Consider the following 14,314-nt stretch of genomic DNA (forward strand, 5'->3'; position numbering starts at 1 on the left):
AAAAAGGCATTCGATTGTGTTATCTGAAGAATAACATGCTCGAATGCCTTTTTGAATACGTCCAGTTATTTAGTGCTTACAATGGATTTAACCCAGATTTAAAATAAAAGCGGCAATGCATTCTAATTTTGGATGCACTGCCGTTTTATTTGACTGGCGGGGGTGGCCGCTTGTCGCAAGTTTTATCAATCTAAGAAAGGAAAACCAAGTTGTATTTATGTTCAATTTGCCAGCTAATATCCCAGCCACACACGTTTTGGTGAGGATGCCGGTGTGAATAGGCTGACTTGAGATTATCGAATATAGGATGCAGCATATGTCCACTGGATTACCGATTTCTTATTGACCGTAATTTCGGCGGCCGGCGCCATTGGTTGGTTGCAGTCAACCGTGTAGATCCAACCCCTTTCATCGTCTGAATCGGTGTAATCGCCGATCCGACTAATGTAGGGGTAGCCATTGACTGAATGGAAGTAATACGGAATATTGTTGCGGTTGAAGAACCGTTTAGACACATCATAGACACTATCACTACTATTCCAAGATAGGTCCCGGGAAATTGTGTAGATCTTGTCGATTGATGCATTTGTTTTTCGGTAAAGCAATGGCGTTTCGCCGGTATATGATTTGAAAATTTTAGTGAAATAACTCGTTTGCGAATAGCCGAGCTGACTCGCGATTGCACTGATCTTTGCGTTGGTGGTAATCAATTTTTCGCAGGCCAGGGCAATTTTGAGGCTATTTACATAATTGATGAAGTTCACGCCAAGCTTTTGTTTAAATGCCTTACTCAGGTAGGACGGCGACAAAAAGACTGATTTGGCAACTGATTCAAGCGATAATGGCTGGTTAATATTGGACTTGATAAATGACAGGGCGCGTTGAATATTAACTTGAGAATCGTTATTCAAATGAGTGGTGGAATTGGTGGCAAGGTGGCCTGATTCAGGATGAATCATCTCGGTAATTCCGACCAACTTGCGTAATACGGTGACATTAGCCAAATCGTCTGCCCGAACCGCATTCAAAATTGAAACGTCATTTGGCGCAGCTTTAAAGACGTTGTTAAAAATGTTCTCTAAAAATGTTCGCGCTAACTTAATTCGCTCAGGTGTAATCCCTGAACCCTCACAAATGATAAATCCAGACAGGCTGTTTTTTAAAATGACTGGAAAAATAAAGAAAGAATTTGTATTCGAAGTCGGAAGATTTTTTAGAACATCTTCTGTTTTGGTGTAGACGTTACCGTCAATCAATAATCGATTATCCAGGTCAAAATAATAACCGTTAATTTGACTGACCTTCGAAAATTCATTAATCCCTTCAGAAATTGATTTATAGATAGTTGTTTTCGTATTATTTGGTGTGATCATGAGCACCTTCCCTCGGGTAGATTATATAATAATATCTTGTGCAGTGCTGAATAATGATGAAAATAATTGAAAATTCTTAGAATTTGAATAAAAATCTTGATTTGTAACACTATTTGTCTCTTAAAATACGATAATTTCATTCTTTATCAAAATTTATTCTTTAGATATTCAAAAATGTTATAAAAATAATGTCAAAAATGGAACTATTTTCTTCAAATTGTTGAAGCGAGCATGATATTTAAAGTATTACAAATCCAAAGATTGCAAGCGTTTCCAAGCGGATGCTGTTATAATTAAAACAGTGATTATCCGATCATGTGAAATAATTCTATTAGTGATCGGAATACCAGTGAGAAGGATGAGGGTTGAATATGGCGATTAAACAAACAAAAAAGTCGATACAGACTAAACAAACAGTCGATCTGAAGGCTGCGGATAAACTATTAAAGCAGTTCGCTAAAGTTGTGAACAGTGATCATGCGGTTCGAAAAGCCAAAAAAGATGAAGTCTTTAGTTGTGGAGTTGACTTAGGAACGTCTTCAATTGTTTTAACGGTTCTGGATAAAGACGACAACATCATTTACGGTGCATTTGAATATGCCAAGGCAGTGCGTGATGGGATTGTTGTCAACTACGTGGATTCAGTCAACATTTTGAAGCGGTTGAAACACAAGGCAGAAGACGTATTAGGCGTTGAACTCACCACAGCTTGTGGGGCAATTCCACCTGGCACAGGAGACGGTGCTGCAAAAATTGTTGCCAACGTCATCGAGTCGGCGGAACTGCAATGCAAACACGTGGTTGACGAACCAACAGCTGCGGCCAAGTTCCTGAATCTTAAGACGGGGACTGTTGTGGACATTGGTGGTGGCACAACCGGGATTAGTGTCTTCAATCATGGAAAATTAACTCAAGTGCTGGACGAAGCCACTGGCGGTTTCCATATGACCCTGGTCTTAGCTGGTAACCACAAAATTGACTCCGATGATGCCGAATTATTAAAGCGTGATCCGGAAAAAGAGGATGAAGTGTTCCCGGTTATCCGACCAGTTGTCGAAAAGATGGCCACGATTGTCAAAGATTCAGTTGGCAGCTCAATCAAGCAACCCGTTGTCGTCGTGGGTGGTGCGATTAATTTCAAATCATTTATTCCGGCATTTAGCAAAGTATTAGGAATCCCAGCGTATAAGACCGCCTTTCCACAGTTCATCACCCCATTGGGAATTGCAATGTATGACCACGATTAGTGAGCGTAGCAAAGCGATTAGCAACCGAAACATAAGGCTTCTCAAATAGAAATCCCGAGTTTAAATTAAGAAAAGGCCTCAATGATGATCCGCTCATCATTGAGGCCTTTCGCTTTGGGTTTTCATTAATTGTGGCTATTTTCTACCAGAGACACATTTCAGGTGATTAAATGACTCAAGTTTAAGTGGTTCCAACCATGATTCACTTCCAGTGCACTTCGTAGATCAATCCTGTACAATATACATTAGATTATCTGCGGAGGAGAATGTGGGATGAATGATAAAGGAATCGCCAATTTTAGAGATATTGGTGACACTGTTGTGGCAGGTGGGTACCTAAAGCCGGGCTATTTCTATCGAAGTGGTGAAATCAGTAGTTTGAATTCCCAGCAAATCTCATTTTTGAAAAATGATTGTCAGCTCGATTCAATTTTTGACTTTCGAAACCAAAATGAAGTTGCCAAGGATCCGGATACCAAGATTCCGGGCACTCGCTATTTTAAGGATGATATCTTGGCTGACCAAACGACTAATGGTGCGAGCTTGGCGGGGATGTTTGCCAATGGCGGCCATATTCGGGACGCGATGCTCAAAACATATGAACAAATTGTGTTAAGCGATTCTGCGCAAGCCGGTTATCGTGAATTTTTCAATGAGATCATTCAAAGTCGCAAGCCAACTTTGTTTCATTGTTTTGCCGGCAAGGATCGAACAGGGTTTGCTGCCGCGGTGATTCTAAAAATGGCAGGGGCTAGCGATGAGGCCATCATGAAAGATTATTTGCTGACTAATGAACTGAGAAAAGCCGCCAATGCTAAGTTACTTGAACAATTCAAGCAAGAAGTTAATGAGCAGCAACTGCACAACTTGAGTGTTGCCCTGGTCGTCGATCAGGATTATTTATTACATGCTGAAGAGACGATCAAACAGAATTTTGGCAGCTTTGAGGGCTACTTGAAATCCGGATTAAAATTAGATGATGGTTACGTTAATGAGTTTCGGCATGCTTTTGTGGCAGCAAAGTAAACGCATACTTGTTTGTGGAACGCAAAATTGCTAAAATTAGGTTGATTAGAAGCGTCAGTTTAGCACACCAATAAATGCGTCACGAGAAAAGGTGAACTTCATGGTTAACAAACCACTTGTTTTTGATTTTAACACCGCTCAGAGTAAGCCGGAGAACATCAAACATCCTGATGGGTATTGCCCGTTTTGCGACGTTGATCACTTGGAAAATATTTTGGCCAAGGAAGACGATCGGATTTGGCTGGTTAATAAGTTCCGGACGTTAGAGGATACGTTGCAGACCGTCTTAATTGAATCCAGTGATCACAACGGGGGTCCATCGACCTATTCGGTTGAACAGAACCGGAAAGTCTTCGAATTTGCATTTCGTTGCTGGCATCAAATGATTGCTTCAAATAAATATGCCAGCGTTGTGATGTACAAGAATTTCGGCCCATTATCTGGTGGTAGTTTGCGGCATCCTCACTTCCAAATTGTTGGCCTCAACCATTATGACGTTTACCAAAATGTGGGCGTTCGTAATTTTAATGGAGTCGAGGTTTCCAAAAATGCGGATCGTCAAATCACACTGTCGACTGATCCAATTATTGGATTTGTGGAGATCAATATTGCCATTAATAATGAAAAAGAGATCGATAATCTTGCCGATGCCGTTCAAGCGATCATTAAGTATTTGTTGAAAGACTATATGCACGGGACAATGACTTCTTATAATTTGTTTTTCTATAAGATCTACAGTAAGTTTTATTGTAAAATTGTTCCCCGATACGCGACTTCGCCATACTATGTGGGATATAAGATTGCTCAAGTTCAAAATAGGCCGCGATTGGAAGAGATTGCGGAGGATATTCGGCATCAGTTGCCATAATTGACAAGAAAAAACCAATTGAATATGTCAGCGTAAAGAGCCAATAGCGCAACCATCCAATCAGGACAGGTTGCGCTATTGGCTTTATTGCACAGTTGGTTTGATTTTTATACCGCACTCACGAGTGGAATCGTTGAATCTTCATTCACAACTGTGACATTGGTATCTTGTGCCAATGCCTGCTTAATCATTTGGTTAATCTCAGCATAAATTTTTGGATCGTTTTGGTTGATTTCATCTCGTGAAGCAACGAATAAATGACGAATGTCTTTTGAGTTTAGCAAGTTCTGAATATTGGTAAAGTCGGTAAATAGTTTGTCGCGGAACGTTTTGGTGATAGCATCTGCGGTGTTGGTCTGATTGTGCTTCTCAATTTGATCATTTACCAGCTTGGCAATTTCGGTAGGAGCCAGGTTCTGGATAGATTGGTCAATTTCAACCGGAGCAAGTGGCAAGCTGTTATTTAATTTCTTGAACAAATTAATATTCTGGGCGAGTCCCATTAAAATAAATTGATGGTTGGACAAATCGCTGTCCTTATTGATTAAGTCGATAATGAAACGGTAATAACGTTCCTGGTCGATCATCTTTTCCTGGCTGGTTTCATTATGACCATGATACTGGGTGGAACCACCTTTGCCACTAAAGTTCAGTTCACCGCCACGGATTTCAGTCCCAAGTGCATCTTGAACGGTAGCTGGGTAATCTTTGACTGCTAAAGGATTAACCCGTTTGCTTTTTAGTTCGTACAATTTACTATTGTCACGATTAATTTCAATTAAAGTATAGTCGGAATTTGGTGCCTCGCTCAATAACAACAACCAGTCAATTGAGTCTTCAATTCGATAATCAGCTTCCTCAACACTGGTGCGAATTAAGTGATAGACCTTGGACCCGGTTTTATCAGTGATCACCGAAATTCCTTCATAAGGCAGTTGTTGGCGGGTTAAGTCATCTACGTCAATGACAAATGACTTGAGGTCACTGCCAGATTTCTTTTCGATTTCTTTGAGCATATTCTTGACCCGGAGCCGTTCACTTTGATCAAATGCCAGCTTACGCAGGTTTAGATTCAACGTAATCACTGGCGCCTGTAAATCAGGTAATTTTGCCAAGTCGGAAACACTTATAATAGTTGCCATAAATAGGACACTCCTTCGTTTAGAATTATTATAGATTGTGAAATCCATAACTACTATTTTAAGTGTATCAAATTAGGCATGCAAAGTCGTGTTTCTAGCTTGTGAAAGAGCTTACATCATCTTGCTTCCGATCAATGTGAATGACTCGAATCAGCGTTACGAGGGCTGCCATTAGAACTAACAAAAGTGCCAATCGCCTGAAGTTCCCTTTAAATAATGCATCGCCACTGAATGAGTAAAGAGCAGAAACGGCCAGACTGCCTATTAAACACAGTGAAAATAACTGGGGCGGGGAGAATTTTAAATCTGTTGCGGCAACGTTGATGAGCATACTTGGAATAAATGGAATTGAGTAACCGATGACCACTCCTAGTTTTGGATGGCGCATGTTGATCAAATCCGCATATAACCGATTAGGACGGCGCTTGACCCGATGATTAGAAATTGTGTTTAAAAACGTTGCGGCAATAAAGTTTCCCATCGTAATGCCAATAACGTTAACCATAAAACCAAGCCAGTGGCCGAAACAAATCCCGGCAACAATTCCAATAATTGAGGCGGGAAAGCCTGGAATAACTGAAAATAAGATTATTAAAAGCGAAAATGAAATGAGATCTATGGGGGAGCTGGATTGAAAATGGCTGATAATCCACTGACGCTCAGCGGCTTCATTGAAAAGTAGCCGAATCTTTGGTTCAAAACGCATCACTAAGAATACCAGCAGCAGGCATCCCAGAATGGCAGCACAGATTAAACTAGTTATTTCAAAATGTTTTTTCATTGTGGTCTCCTTGAGGCGCTTCTTTAAAAATAATTTGGGTTAGCTGTTGGGGCGTTAGCGAGCGACTCTGTTGGAAAATTTGGTACGCCTCACGTGGGGGTAAAATTGGCTCTTGATTAAGCCAAAAGGTGATCAGATCAATAATTCCCTGGGAAACGATTTCTTTAGCGAATGCTGCTGGAATTTGAGTGGCAATAGTTGATGGGGATGCTTGGGGCTCAACTAAGACTTCTTCAATCAACCGCTTCACTTTAGCAACGATCTTTGTCGTATTACCGTTCAAGAGAAGAGCCGCTAAGTCTCTTTGACGATATAAATATTTGAATAACTGAAAAAATGCATTATTTTCTTTGTCAACGCTTTGAATGGTTGAGTTTAACTGAGGTTTTTGAAATCTTTTAAAAATCTCACTAATGTTTGCCACAATTTCATCTTCATAGTGATTAAGCAGATCGTATTTATCAATGTAGTGTAAATAAAAAGTTCCCCGACTAATGTGGGCCTCCTGACACAGTTTTTGAATCGTTAGTTTGTCAAACCCAGATAAATTGATGAGCTTGATAAATGCTTTTTGAATTTTAATTTCAGTCGCCAGCATTTTGGTATTTGCTTCCAAGGACTTCATCTCCAATAGACACGTTGTTTACTTTCTACCTAATTAAACAATAAATTCAATCAATTCGCAATTAACATTTTGAGAAAATTTGTCCAGTAATCCGGATAGTCGCTGGTTTCAACCTAACGATAACGCTTAAAAATAATGCTGAACTCAACTGAACAAAATGGTCATGATTGCATATTGCCAACGTAACTCGTTAACATTACTATTTCAAATGAACATAGTGTTAATTTGAAAGGTGGTCATTAAATGTTAGCTAGTGAATGGAAGTATCTAAATAAACACAAAATGAGTCTCGTAGTTCTAGTTGCGATTGCCCTAATCCCAGCAATCTATTGTTTTATCTATTTATCTTCGATGTGGAATACTTATGGGAAAATGGATCGGTTACCGGTTGCAATTGTCAATCATGATCGATCGACGACCTATCATGGGAATCGGATTGATATTGGTAGTAGTTTAACTAATAAACTGACAAAGGCAGACACTCTGGATTTTCACCATGTTTCTTCAAAGCGGGCAGCCGAACAGCTTCGAAAGGGGAAGTTTTATATGGTTTTAACCATCCCTAAGAATTTCTCTTCTCGTGCAACGACAATCATAGGAGCAACCCCTCAGCGAATGAACCTTCATTTTACCTTTAATTCTGGTCAGAATTTTATTGCCTCAAAGATGACGACAGGCGTGGCCACAGCCATTAAAGCAAAGGTCTCAACGCAAGTAACCCGACTTTACTCAACAATTATATTACGTGCGTTGGGTACTGCAACTGAAGGAAAGAAGCGGGCAGCAGTCGGTAGCCAGGAAATGTATCACGGGACTCAAAAGCTTGTGAATGGGGAAAGACATTTAAATGGCGGGATGCACTCGCTTAAGTCAGGTATTAGCCAACTTTCTGCAGGTAGCGGTAATTTGGTTGTTGTAAATCAGACAATGACCGCCGGATTTTCGAAAGTAATGGTTAGTACACCAACGGCAAATTTTCAGCGCTTAGGATCCGCCAATGCGAAAGTTGGTAACGGACTGATTGAAATTCAGCGACATGTGCCAGCGCTTCAAACGGGTGCTGATCAGCTTGCCAATGGTAGCATAGCGTTAGCAAGCGGTACCGATAAAATTTTAAAGGAAACGAAAATAATGTCGGCGAGCCTTGACCAGGGGGCCAAAAAACTTCAAGTCATTCACACTAAGGCAGTAAATGCAGCAGCAATTGCCAATCCTGTCCATGAAGTTACGAAGGATATTTCAAAGGTTCCAAACAACGGGACCGGGATGGCTCCCTTCGCAATTGCAATCGGATTGTATGTTGGCGCGATCGCCTTAGGGACAATGTACGAAGGTTTTTTACCTCATCGAAAGCCTAAATACGCGATTACATGGTGGGCAAGTAAAGCCTCAGTGGTTGGTGCAGTTGGCTTTTTACAGACAATTTTATTGTTTTATTCGTTAACACAAGCAAATCAATTAGTAATTACTCGCTCTGGGACATTCTTTTTGGTTCTATTGCTTGGATCGTTCTTGTTTTTATCGCTTATTTTTTGCTTACGCCTGCTATTAGGCGGTTTTGGGACATGGCTGGTTTCAATTGTTTTGGTCCTTCAATTAGCAGCCTCTGGTGGCCTGTATCCCACTTATTTAACGGATTCTTTTGCCCAGTCACTAAATGAATGGTTGCCGATGACTTATCTGATAAACGCGTTAAGAAGTTTAATTTCCACTCATCAGGGGATTACGGTTGATCTGGTCGTTATGATTGGCTTGATTGTGGGATTCAACTTCGCAATGATTTTGCGGTTTCAACTAGGACTTCACCAAAGCGTTATTGAAATTGACTCTGAAATTGTGTAAGGATGGGGATGACAGGAATGCAAGGTCGTAATCAGATCGGAGACTCTTTGGAAACTAAGAGTCGAGAGAATGCGATTCACGCAAGTCATATGTTACTCATTAATTTATTGATGTACACGATAATTTCGGCGGCCGAACTTTGGATAGGGACGGTTGATCATTCAGTAGCCTTAATAGCAGATGGCGAAAATAACTTTACTGGGATTGTAGCCGTTATTTCCTTAATTGTTGGCCTAACATTCTCCAGGCGGCCGTCTGATGAATACCACGTGGAAGGACACTGGCAGTACGAAAACCTGGCCGTTTTTCTTGCTGGGCTAACAATGTTTTTAGTTGGTGTTAATTGTATCTGGAAGGGTGGCACCAAAATTATTGTCTTTGTGGATGGGAAGACCGGAAGCCAATTGAATGGTCAGGCTGCTTACATGGCAGTCGTTTCGGGAACAGTGATGTTAACGTTGGCAATCATCAATCATGTAGTGAGTCAAAGGTTTGAGAGCACGTCACTAGCAGCATCAGCCCAAGATCTTTTTAGTGATTCACTAACATCTTTTGGGACGATGTTAGCTATTGCAGGAGCGGCTTTTTTGCATATTGATTGGATTGATGCGGTTGCGGCGATACTACTTGGTAGTTTTATCATTTATAATGGTTCGAAAATTTTAAGTGATAGTGCGGCTAAACTCTCAAATGGCTTTAATCCGCAGATCCGAAAGAAAATTGTCAAGAATATTCAGGAAGTAAATGGCGTAAGGGGTGTTACCTTCATTGATGTTCGATATTCAGGAAGTAATATGATTATTGCGGCGGAAATCGAACTGGTCGGCGAAAAATCAGTGTCTAAGGCTTATCAAATCTGTAAAGAGATTGAGCATTTACTGCAACTTAACTTTCCAATTTTATATTGCTGTATTCAAGTGAAGCCAGTAGAGATCAATTAACGAGATAATTAAAGCGCACCAAAAAGAGCCGCTATCGTTAAGGTAGCAGCCCTTTTGTATCTATTAATTAACCTTCAGTGCCCTTTGTGTTTCTCAATTCGTTTGGCTTTCTTCTGCAAGTAATGGCGTTGTTGGCAACAATTTCGTTCGGTAACGGTTAAATGTTTTCTTTGTTGCTTAGCAGCCTCAAATTGTTCTTTTAAGGTTGACTGAGCCTTAGTGCTTGTGTTGTGAGTCATTGCCTTATTGGCTAATCGTTGCTGTCGCTTAGGGTTGACGTGTTTGACAATCGCAATCCTGGAAGAATAGCTGTCCTTCCTAAAAAAATGGATGTTCCGCCAGTTTTTCATTACTAACTGAATAATAGCTGGTGTTTTTGGCTCGGAAGTTCCCAAGGTAACTTGAGCAACCTCATACTGATTAGCCGATTTACGCTCAAAAATCGCTTTGTAAAACGGTGGTTCAAAGACAATCGTTAGTTGACTGGTAATGATATTCATTAATAGACCCTCCTATAGTTGATGCGGAAAGACGGACGACCTAGGAGGAAGGATACTGATCGTATAGCTGGAAATACGACATCCGGACTACCAACCGAATCTGTGTTTTTACTTTCCAAATTAAATGTAGCAAACGTTAATGAATTAATAAACATTAGATTAAGCGAACTAAAAAATCCCAGCTGTTTGAAGGCTGGGAGAGAATGAATAAATTATTTTGAATCTTTTAGTAGAAGTTTCAAAACTTCGTATACCAATGAATTGGCGTATTCCATCGAAGCTTTGTCACCATTTTTAACTAATTGCGCTAATTGATCGGTTGAATCGCCAGCCGTTGGATTATACCGGCCACTTTTGACCCGCTCATTATGACGAACGGTTGCTGCCTGAATTGCGGAACGGATTAGTTCCTGTAATTTGTCATCATCCATTTGAATTGCCACCTTTCACGCTCATTATAGCAAATAAGCGGGGACTTAGAGGGTAAATGATTGCTTGGATGTTCTCAACGAATTAAAATGACCTTGGTTTAAAACTAAAAGGAGATGTTTTTATGGCAAAATTAACTCAAGCAATGAAAGACATGATTGCCGGCGAACTATCATATATTTCAACTGTTGATGCAACTGGCAATCCGGATGTTGGACCCAAAATTTCGATGAGGGTTTTGGACGATGAACATCTTATCTATAATGAAATGACTGGCGGTCAAACTCAAGCTAACATTAATGATAATGGTAAGGCAATTGTGGCAGTTGCCAACGCCAAAGCATTGAAGAGATTTCGGCTTGGTGGTACTGCCAAGCTATATACTGATGGGGCATATTATGACCAAGCTGCCAAGTGGGCTGAAGGCAAGTTTCCAGTTCCTAAGGGTGCCGGCATAATCACAATTGAAAAGATTTGGACACTTGATCCCGGCCCTAAAGCTGGTAAATTAGTTGAGGAATAGAATTCAGCGGTCATAAGCACGAGATATTGGATAGGAAGTCACCGGAATGGAATGCTTATTTTTCCATTGAGTGGCTTCTTTCTTTAAAAGTGAGTCGTGATCTGTTTTTAATTCCTTACGTTTGTTATAGGCTAGGCAGTTGATCTGGCTATTTAAGATCCATTTAACCCACCTTCAATAAACTACTCATAATTAGAAAGTTAGCTTGATTATCAGTATGAAAGGAAGGTACTCATGATGGTTCGATGGATTCCATTTTTTATGAATGTCACTGCGTTGATGATTTGGTTAAAACTGCAATCCCGGCGCTTATCCCAGTTGTCGTTATGGCAGCTCGTCACGGTTATTTCGTCAGTGAGTTATGTCATGGTGGTTGGCTACCTCACGTTGGCACCGACCTCGAATGTTTTTGTAACAGACCAACAAGTTGCCCCGATGATGATCGGTAAAGCACCCGCGAACTTGATCCCATTTTGGAGCACATCGGCGGATTTTTACCAGAACGCGTTGATGATGATTCCAATGGGCGTGTATTTGGCACTCTTAGTTCCAGGCTTTAAGTTTAAAGACGTTGTTTTGACAGGTACTTTAGTGGGAATTGGCATTGAAAGCCTCCAGTTGATTCTTGATATCACAGTTAATTTGTCTCGTTGGGTAGATATTAACGATGTGCTGACAAATGCCTTTGGGGTCATGGTGGGATGGTTGATCATGAGGGGATTAGAACACACAAAAGTGAAAGCTTTTATTAATCTATTTTTGGTTAATCTATGATTGATAATCTATCAAAAATAGAGAACACCCAGGTTAGCTGGTGTTCTCCATAAAGGAGATTAATTTGTGTACCAACCATTGTAATTTTTACTCCAATGGTTCCACCCCTTAATTGGTCCCGTCTTGAAAGCAACTTGCTTTTTACCCCTATGGTAACGATAGATCACTTTTTTGTAATTCCAGCCACTTGGATAAATCATGTTCAGTCCACGGATAATATAACCATGGCCAGATTTTTTGTAATGAACGTCTTTGAGATCGTCCGGGTCACCCCCGCCACCGAATAGTAATGCTTTTGTTGACGTGATTTTAAAGACTGAAGTAAATGGACTGTGAGCGTTGTGCTGCTTATAGGTACCCCTAATTGCGCGCGGAGTTCCTTTATGCCAGCTCGCTGCGGATGTAGGTGAACTAAATAGCGGTAATGTTACAGCCACTGCTGCAGCGGCCAATAATGCTTTTTTCATGTTATTCCTCCTCAAAATTATCATACCTTAAAATAAGTATGAAAAGAAGTACCCCCAGACAGGAGATGTTGGGCAAATTACGGGTTAAGCTTAATTTCGAAATCATGACAATATAAATTCAAAATAAGGAAATCACATCATGACAACTATTAATATTGAAGTCGCTAGAAAAGAAAAATTTTGGTAGGAACACTTAACTGATTTGTTCGGAGTGCCTTTATACGTCTTCGTTTTAAAATACCCGTATTTAACAGCTTGAAGATGCGTATCATCTTCATATTGACAAAGTTATTTTCAAGAATTCCAAAGAATCGGGCGAAGAAACATACCCGATGAAAGAAATTTTGAAGGAGTTCGTAAACGATAATTAATGTACAAATGAAAAATCAACCCTATTAATTTTCAGTCAATAAAATAACATTTGTACTAACAGTTATTAATACAGAGGAAGCAAATGACTGTCGACTATTCAGAAATCTCTACCCGGAGTGTTTGGATTTGGCCCCTTGAATTAAAGGTGTAAGTATCGTAACCGTGAAGGGCAAATAATTCACCAGTTTTCTTTCGGCCTGAAACTGCCCATTCTGCCTGATACTTGCTATCTTTCACAAATACTCTGCAGAGATGCTTTAACTGTTCATTGCGTTCAAAGAACGCTTGAAAAAAATGCCTGATATTTGGGATGCCAATGCAAGTATCTCCGGTCGCGCTTTGGACGGTTTAATCATTCGCAAAAAGTTTGATAATGGAATTGAGCGCTTCTTGATCGTTGGATGCTTGATCAGATAATTTGAAGTATTGGTTAATTATTTTTTCTGGTTGATTCATATTGATTCCTTCTTTCAACTGTTTATTATATACTAAACAGTTGAAAAATAAAGTCTGTGAGGTGAGAAGATGGCAGAATCTCAATTACCCGATATTGATTTGAAAAATATCCCAATCACAAAAATCTTGAAATCATTAAGTGATCCCACCAGGTTAGCAATCATTACCAGGCTTGAAAATGATGGAACCGAAATTTCGTGTGCGGAATTCGACCATTTAGGTAAGAAAAGTAATCTTTCTCAACATTATCGGAATTTAAGACTATCGGGACTGATTTCCATTAGGCGAGAAGGCCGGCATAGTTATTTAAGCTTGCGAAAGGACGACCTAGACAAAGAATTCCCTGATTTGATCGAAAGTATTGTGAAAAGCATAAATGGGCACAATTCTATTGGAATCTAATCACTTCTATATTTGGACAATCTATGATAAGATAATTATTGTATCGGGGTCGTTATGGATTCGACGGGTATAGGTTGAGCCTGGATTGCGTTTCGTGCAGCGTCACGTTAAACCGCCCAGTTTATTATAACTGCAAAAAATAATAACAATTCTTACGCTTTAGCTGCCTAATAAGCGCTTAACGTAGATCCTCCTAATCTCGCCCATGGGTTAGATCTGGGTCCTAAATTTAGTGGGCTCACGCAAATTGCTCCCACCTGAAGTGATTTGAAGAGACCAATCAGGTTAGCTTACTGTGGGTGCCTTGATTTATGGCGTTTCAGTAGGTGAACTTCAAATAATAGATCTATGAACGTAGATATCTAGGTGGCGATATGCTCGGACGCGGGTTCAACTCCCGCCGACTCCATTGATGGTTAAAAACCAGTCGTAATTAACGCTTAAAACGTTGATATGACTGGTTTTTTATGGCTCTTCGTCAACTGTTGTTGGTGAAACTAAATTCGAGTTCTAATCACTTTGTGATTAGGGCTCTTTTTGTTTTGA

16 protein-coding genes and 1 other RNA gene are annotated in these 14,314 nt (G+C 40.1%); 9 read left to right on the forward strand and 8 right to left on the reverse strand.

Going from position 1 to position 14,314, the window contains the following annotated elements; all coding sequences use genetic code 11:
- Positions 1 to 293: 293 nt before the first annotated feature.
- Entirely contained in the window at positions 294 to 1,373 is a 1,080-nt protein-coding gene (locus KTE19_RS10365) for an AraC family transcriptional regulator (RefSeq protein WP_217165444.1), read from the reverse strand.
- A gap of 371 nt (positions 1,374 to 1,744) precedes the next feature.
- Between KTE19_RS10365 and eutJ the strand changes: the two genes are divergently transcribed.
- The 3 genes from eutJ to KTE19_RS10380 all read left to right on the forward strand — a co-directional run bounded on the left by eutJ (position 1,745) and on the right by KTE19_RS10380 (position 4,514).
- Positions 1,745 to 2,620 carry an ethanolamine utilization protein EutJ gene (eutJ, locus tag KTE19_RS10370; RefSeq protein ID WP_217165442.1) on the forward strand — a complete coding sequence of 292 codons (876 nt, stop codon included), beginning with the start codon at positions 1,745 to 1,747 and terminating at the stop codon, positions 2,618 to 2,620.
- 273 nt (positions 2,621 to 2,893) lie between these two features.
- Complete coding sequence (locus KTE19_RS10375) at positions 2,894 to 3,646, forward strand: tyrosine-protein phosphatase (protein WP_217342239.1); 753 nt, start codon at positions 2,894 to 2,896, stop codon at positions 3,644 to 3,646.
- 100 nt (positions 3,647 to 3,746) lie between these two features.
- The gene (locus KTE19_RS10380; RefSeq protein ID WP_217164917.1) at positions 3,747 to 4,514 is read left to right on the forward strand and encodes a DUF4931 domain-containing protein; all 768 of its coding nucleotides are present in this window, start codon (positions 3,747 to 3,749) and stop codon (positions 4,512 to 4,514) included.
- 107 nt (positions 4,515 to 4,621) lie between these two features.
- On the opposite strand, the gene KTE19_RS10385 is transcribed toward KTE19_RS10380, so the two are convergent.
- The 3 genes from KTE19_RS10385 to KTE19_RS10395 form a co-directional block, all read right to left on the reverse strand.
- The gene (locus KTE19_RS10385; RefSeq protein ID WP_217164916.1) at positions 4,622 to 5,656 is read right to left on the reverse strand and encodes a baeRF6 domain-containing protein; all 1,035 of its coding nucleotides are present in this window, start codon (positions 5,654 to 5,656) and stop codon (positions 4,622 to 4,624) included.
- 94 nt (positions 5,657 to 5,750) lie between these two features.
- Positions 5,751 to 6,437, reverse strand: a complete 687-nt coding sequence (locus tag KTE19_RS10390; protein ID WP_217342240.1) for a TVP38/TMEM64 family protein — start codon at positions 6,435 to 6,437, stop codon at positions 5,751 to 5,753.
- Entirely contained in the window at positions 6,421 to 7,053 is a 633-nt protein-coding gene (locus tag KTE19_RS10395) for a TetR/AcrR family transcriptional regulator (RefSeq protein WP_283812287.1), read from the reverse strand. Before KTE19_RS10395 ends, KTE19_RS10390 begins: the two co-directional genes overlap by 17 nt.
- Before the next feature lie 252 nt (positions 7,054 to 7,305).
- On the opposite strand from KTE19_RS10395, the gene KTE19_RS10400 reads away from it, so the two are divergent.
- Positions 7,306 to 8,904 carry a YhgE/Pip family protein gene (locus tag KTE19_RS10400; RefSeq protein ID WP_217342241.1) on the forward strand — a complete coding sequence of 533 codons (1,599 nt, stop codon included), beginning with the start codon at positions 7,306 to 7,308 and terminating at the stop codon, positions 8,902 to 8,904.
- An 8-nt stretch (positions 8,905 to 8,912) separates the two neighbouring features.
- Complete coding sequence (locus KTE19_RS10405) at positions 8,913 to 9,845, forward strand: cation diffusion facilitator family transporter (protein ID WP_249778507.1); 933 nt, start codon at positions 8,913 to 8,915, stop codon at positions 9,843 to 9,845.
- A gap of 74 nt (positions 9,846 to 9,919) precedes the next feature.
- Here KTE19_RS10405 and KTE19_RS10410 read toward each other — a convergent pair whose 3' ends face one another.
- Both KTE19_RS10410 and KTE19_RS10415 read right to left on the reverse strand, forming a co-directional pair.
- Entirely contained in the window at positions 9,920 to 10,345 is a 426-nt protein-coding gene (locus KTE19_RS10410) for a YjdF family protein (RefSeq protein ID WP_217164912.1), read from the reverse strand.
- A 212-nt stretch (positions 10,346 to 10,557) separates the two neighbouring features.
- Entirely contained in the window at positions 10,558 to 10,776 is a 219-nt protein-coding gene (locus KTE19_RS10415; protein WP_217164906.1) for a hypothetical protein, read from the reverse strand.
- A 122-nt stretch (positions 10,777 to 10,898) separates the two neighbouring features.
- Here KTE19_RS10415 and KTE19_RS10420 point away from each other — a divergent pair, with 122 nt between their 5' ends.
- Both KTE19_RS10420 and KTE19_RS10425 read left to right on the forward strand, forming a co-directional pair.
- Positions 10,899 to 11,297: a pyridoxamine 5'-phosphate oxidase family protein gene (locus tag KTE19_RS10420; protein WP_217342242.1), complete on the forward strand. Its 399-nt coding sequence runs from the start codon at positions 10,899 to 10,901 to the stop codon at positions 11,295 to 11,297.
- A gap of 234 nt (positions 11,298 to 11,531) precedes the next feature.
- Positions 11,532 to 12,071 (forward strand): VanZ family protein, encoded by a 540-nt coding sequence (locus tag KTE19_RS10425; protein WP_249778637.1) that lies wholly within the window; start codon positions 11,532 to 11,534, stop codon positions 12,069 to 12,071.
- A gap of 59 nt (positions 12,072 to 12,130) precedes the next feature.
- Here the strand turns inward: KTE19_RS10425 and KTE19_RS10430 are convergent, their stop codons facing one another.
- Both KTE19_RS10430 and KTE19_RS10435 read right to left on the reverse strand, forming a co-directional pair.
- Positions 12,131 to 12,538: a hypothetical protein gene (locus KTE19_RS10430; protein WP_217164904.1), complete on the reverse strand. Its 408-nt coding sequence runs from the start codon at positions 12,536 to 12,538 to the stop codon at positions 12,131 to 12,133.
- A 465-nt stretch (positions 12,539 to 13,003) separates the two neighbouring features.
- Positions 13,004 to 13,147: a hypothetical protein gene (locus tag KTE19_RS10435; RefSeq protein WP_217342243.1), complete on the reverse strand. Its 144-nt coding sequence runs from the start codon at positions 13,145 to 13,147 to the stop codon at positions 13,004 to 13,006.
- 288 nt (positions 13,148 to 13,435) lie between these two features.
- Between KTE19_RS10435 and KTE19_RS10440 the strand changes: the two genes are divergently transcribed.
- The gene (locus KTE19_RS10440; protein WP_217164900.1) at positions 13,436 to 13,768 is read left to right on the forward strand and encodes an ArsR/SmtB family transcription factor; all 333 of its coding nucleotides are present in this window, start codon (positions 13,436 to 13,438) and stop codon (positions 13,766 to 13,768) included.
- Positions 13,769 to 13,813: 45 nt separating this feature from the next.
- Positions 13,814 to 14,180: a transfer-messenger RNA gene (gene ssrA, locus KTE19_RS10445) on the forward strand.
- Positions 14,181 to 14,314 lie beyond the last annotated feature (134 nt).

The sequence above is a fragment of the Lentilactobacillus dabitei genome (genome assembly GCF_019061365.1).
Taxonomy (GTDB): domain Bacteria; phylum Bacillota; class Bacilli; order Lactobacillales; family Lactobacillaceae; genus Lentilactobacillus; species Lentilactobacillus dabitei.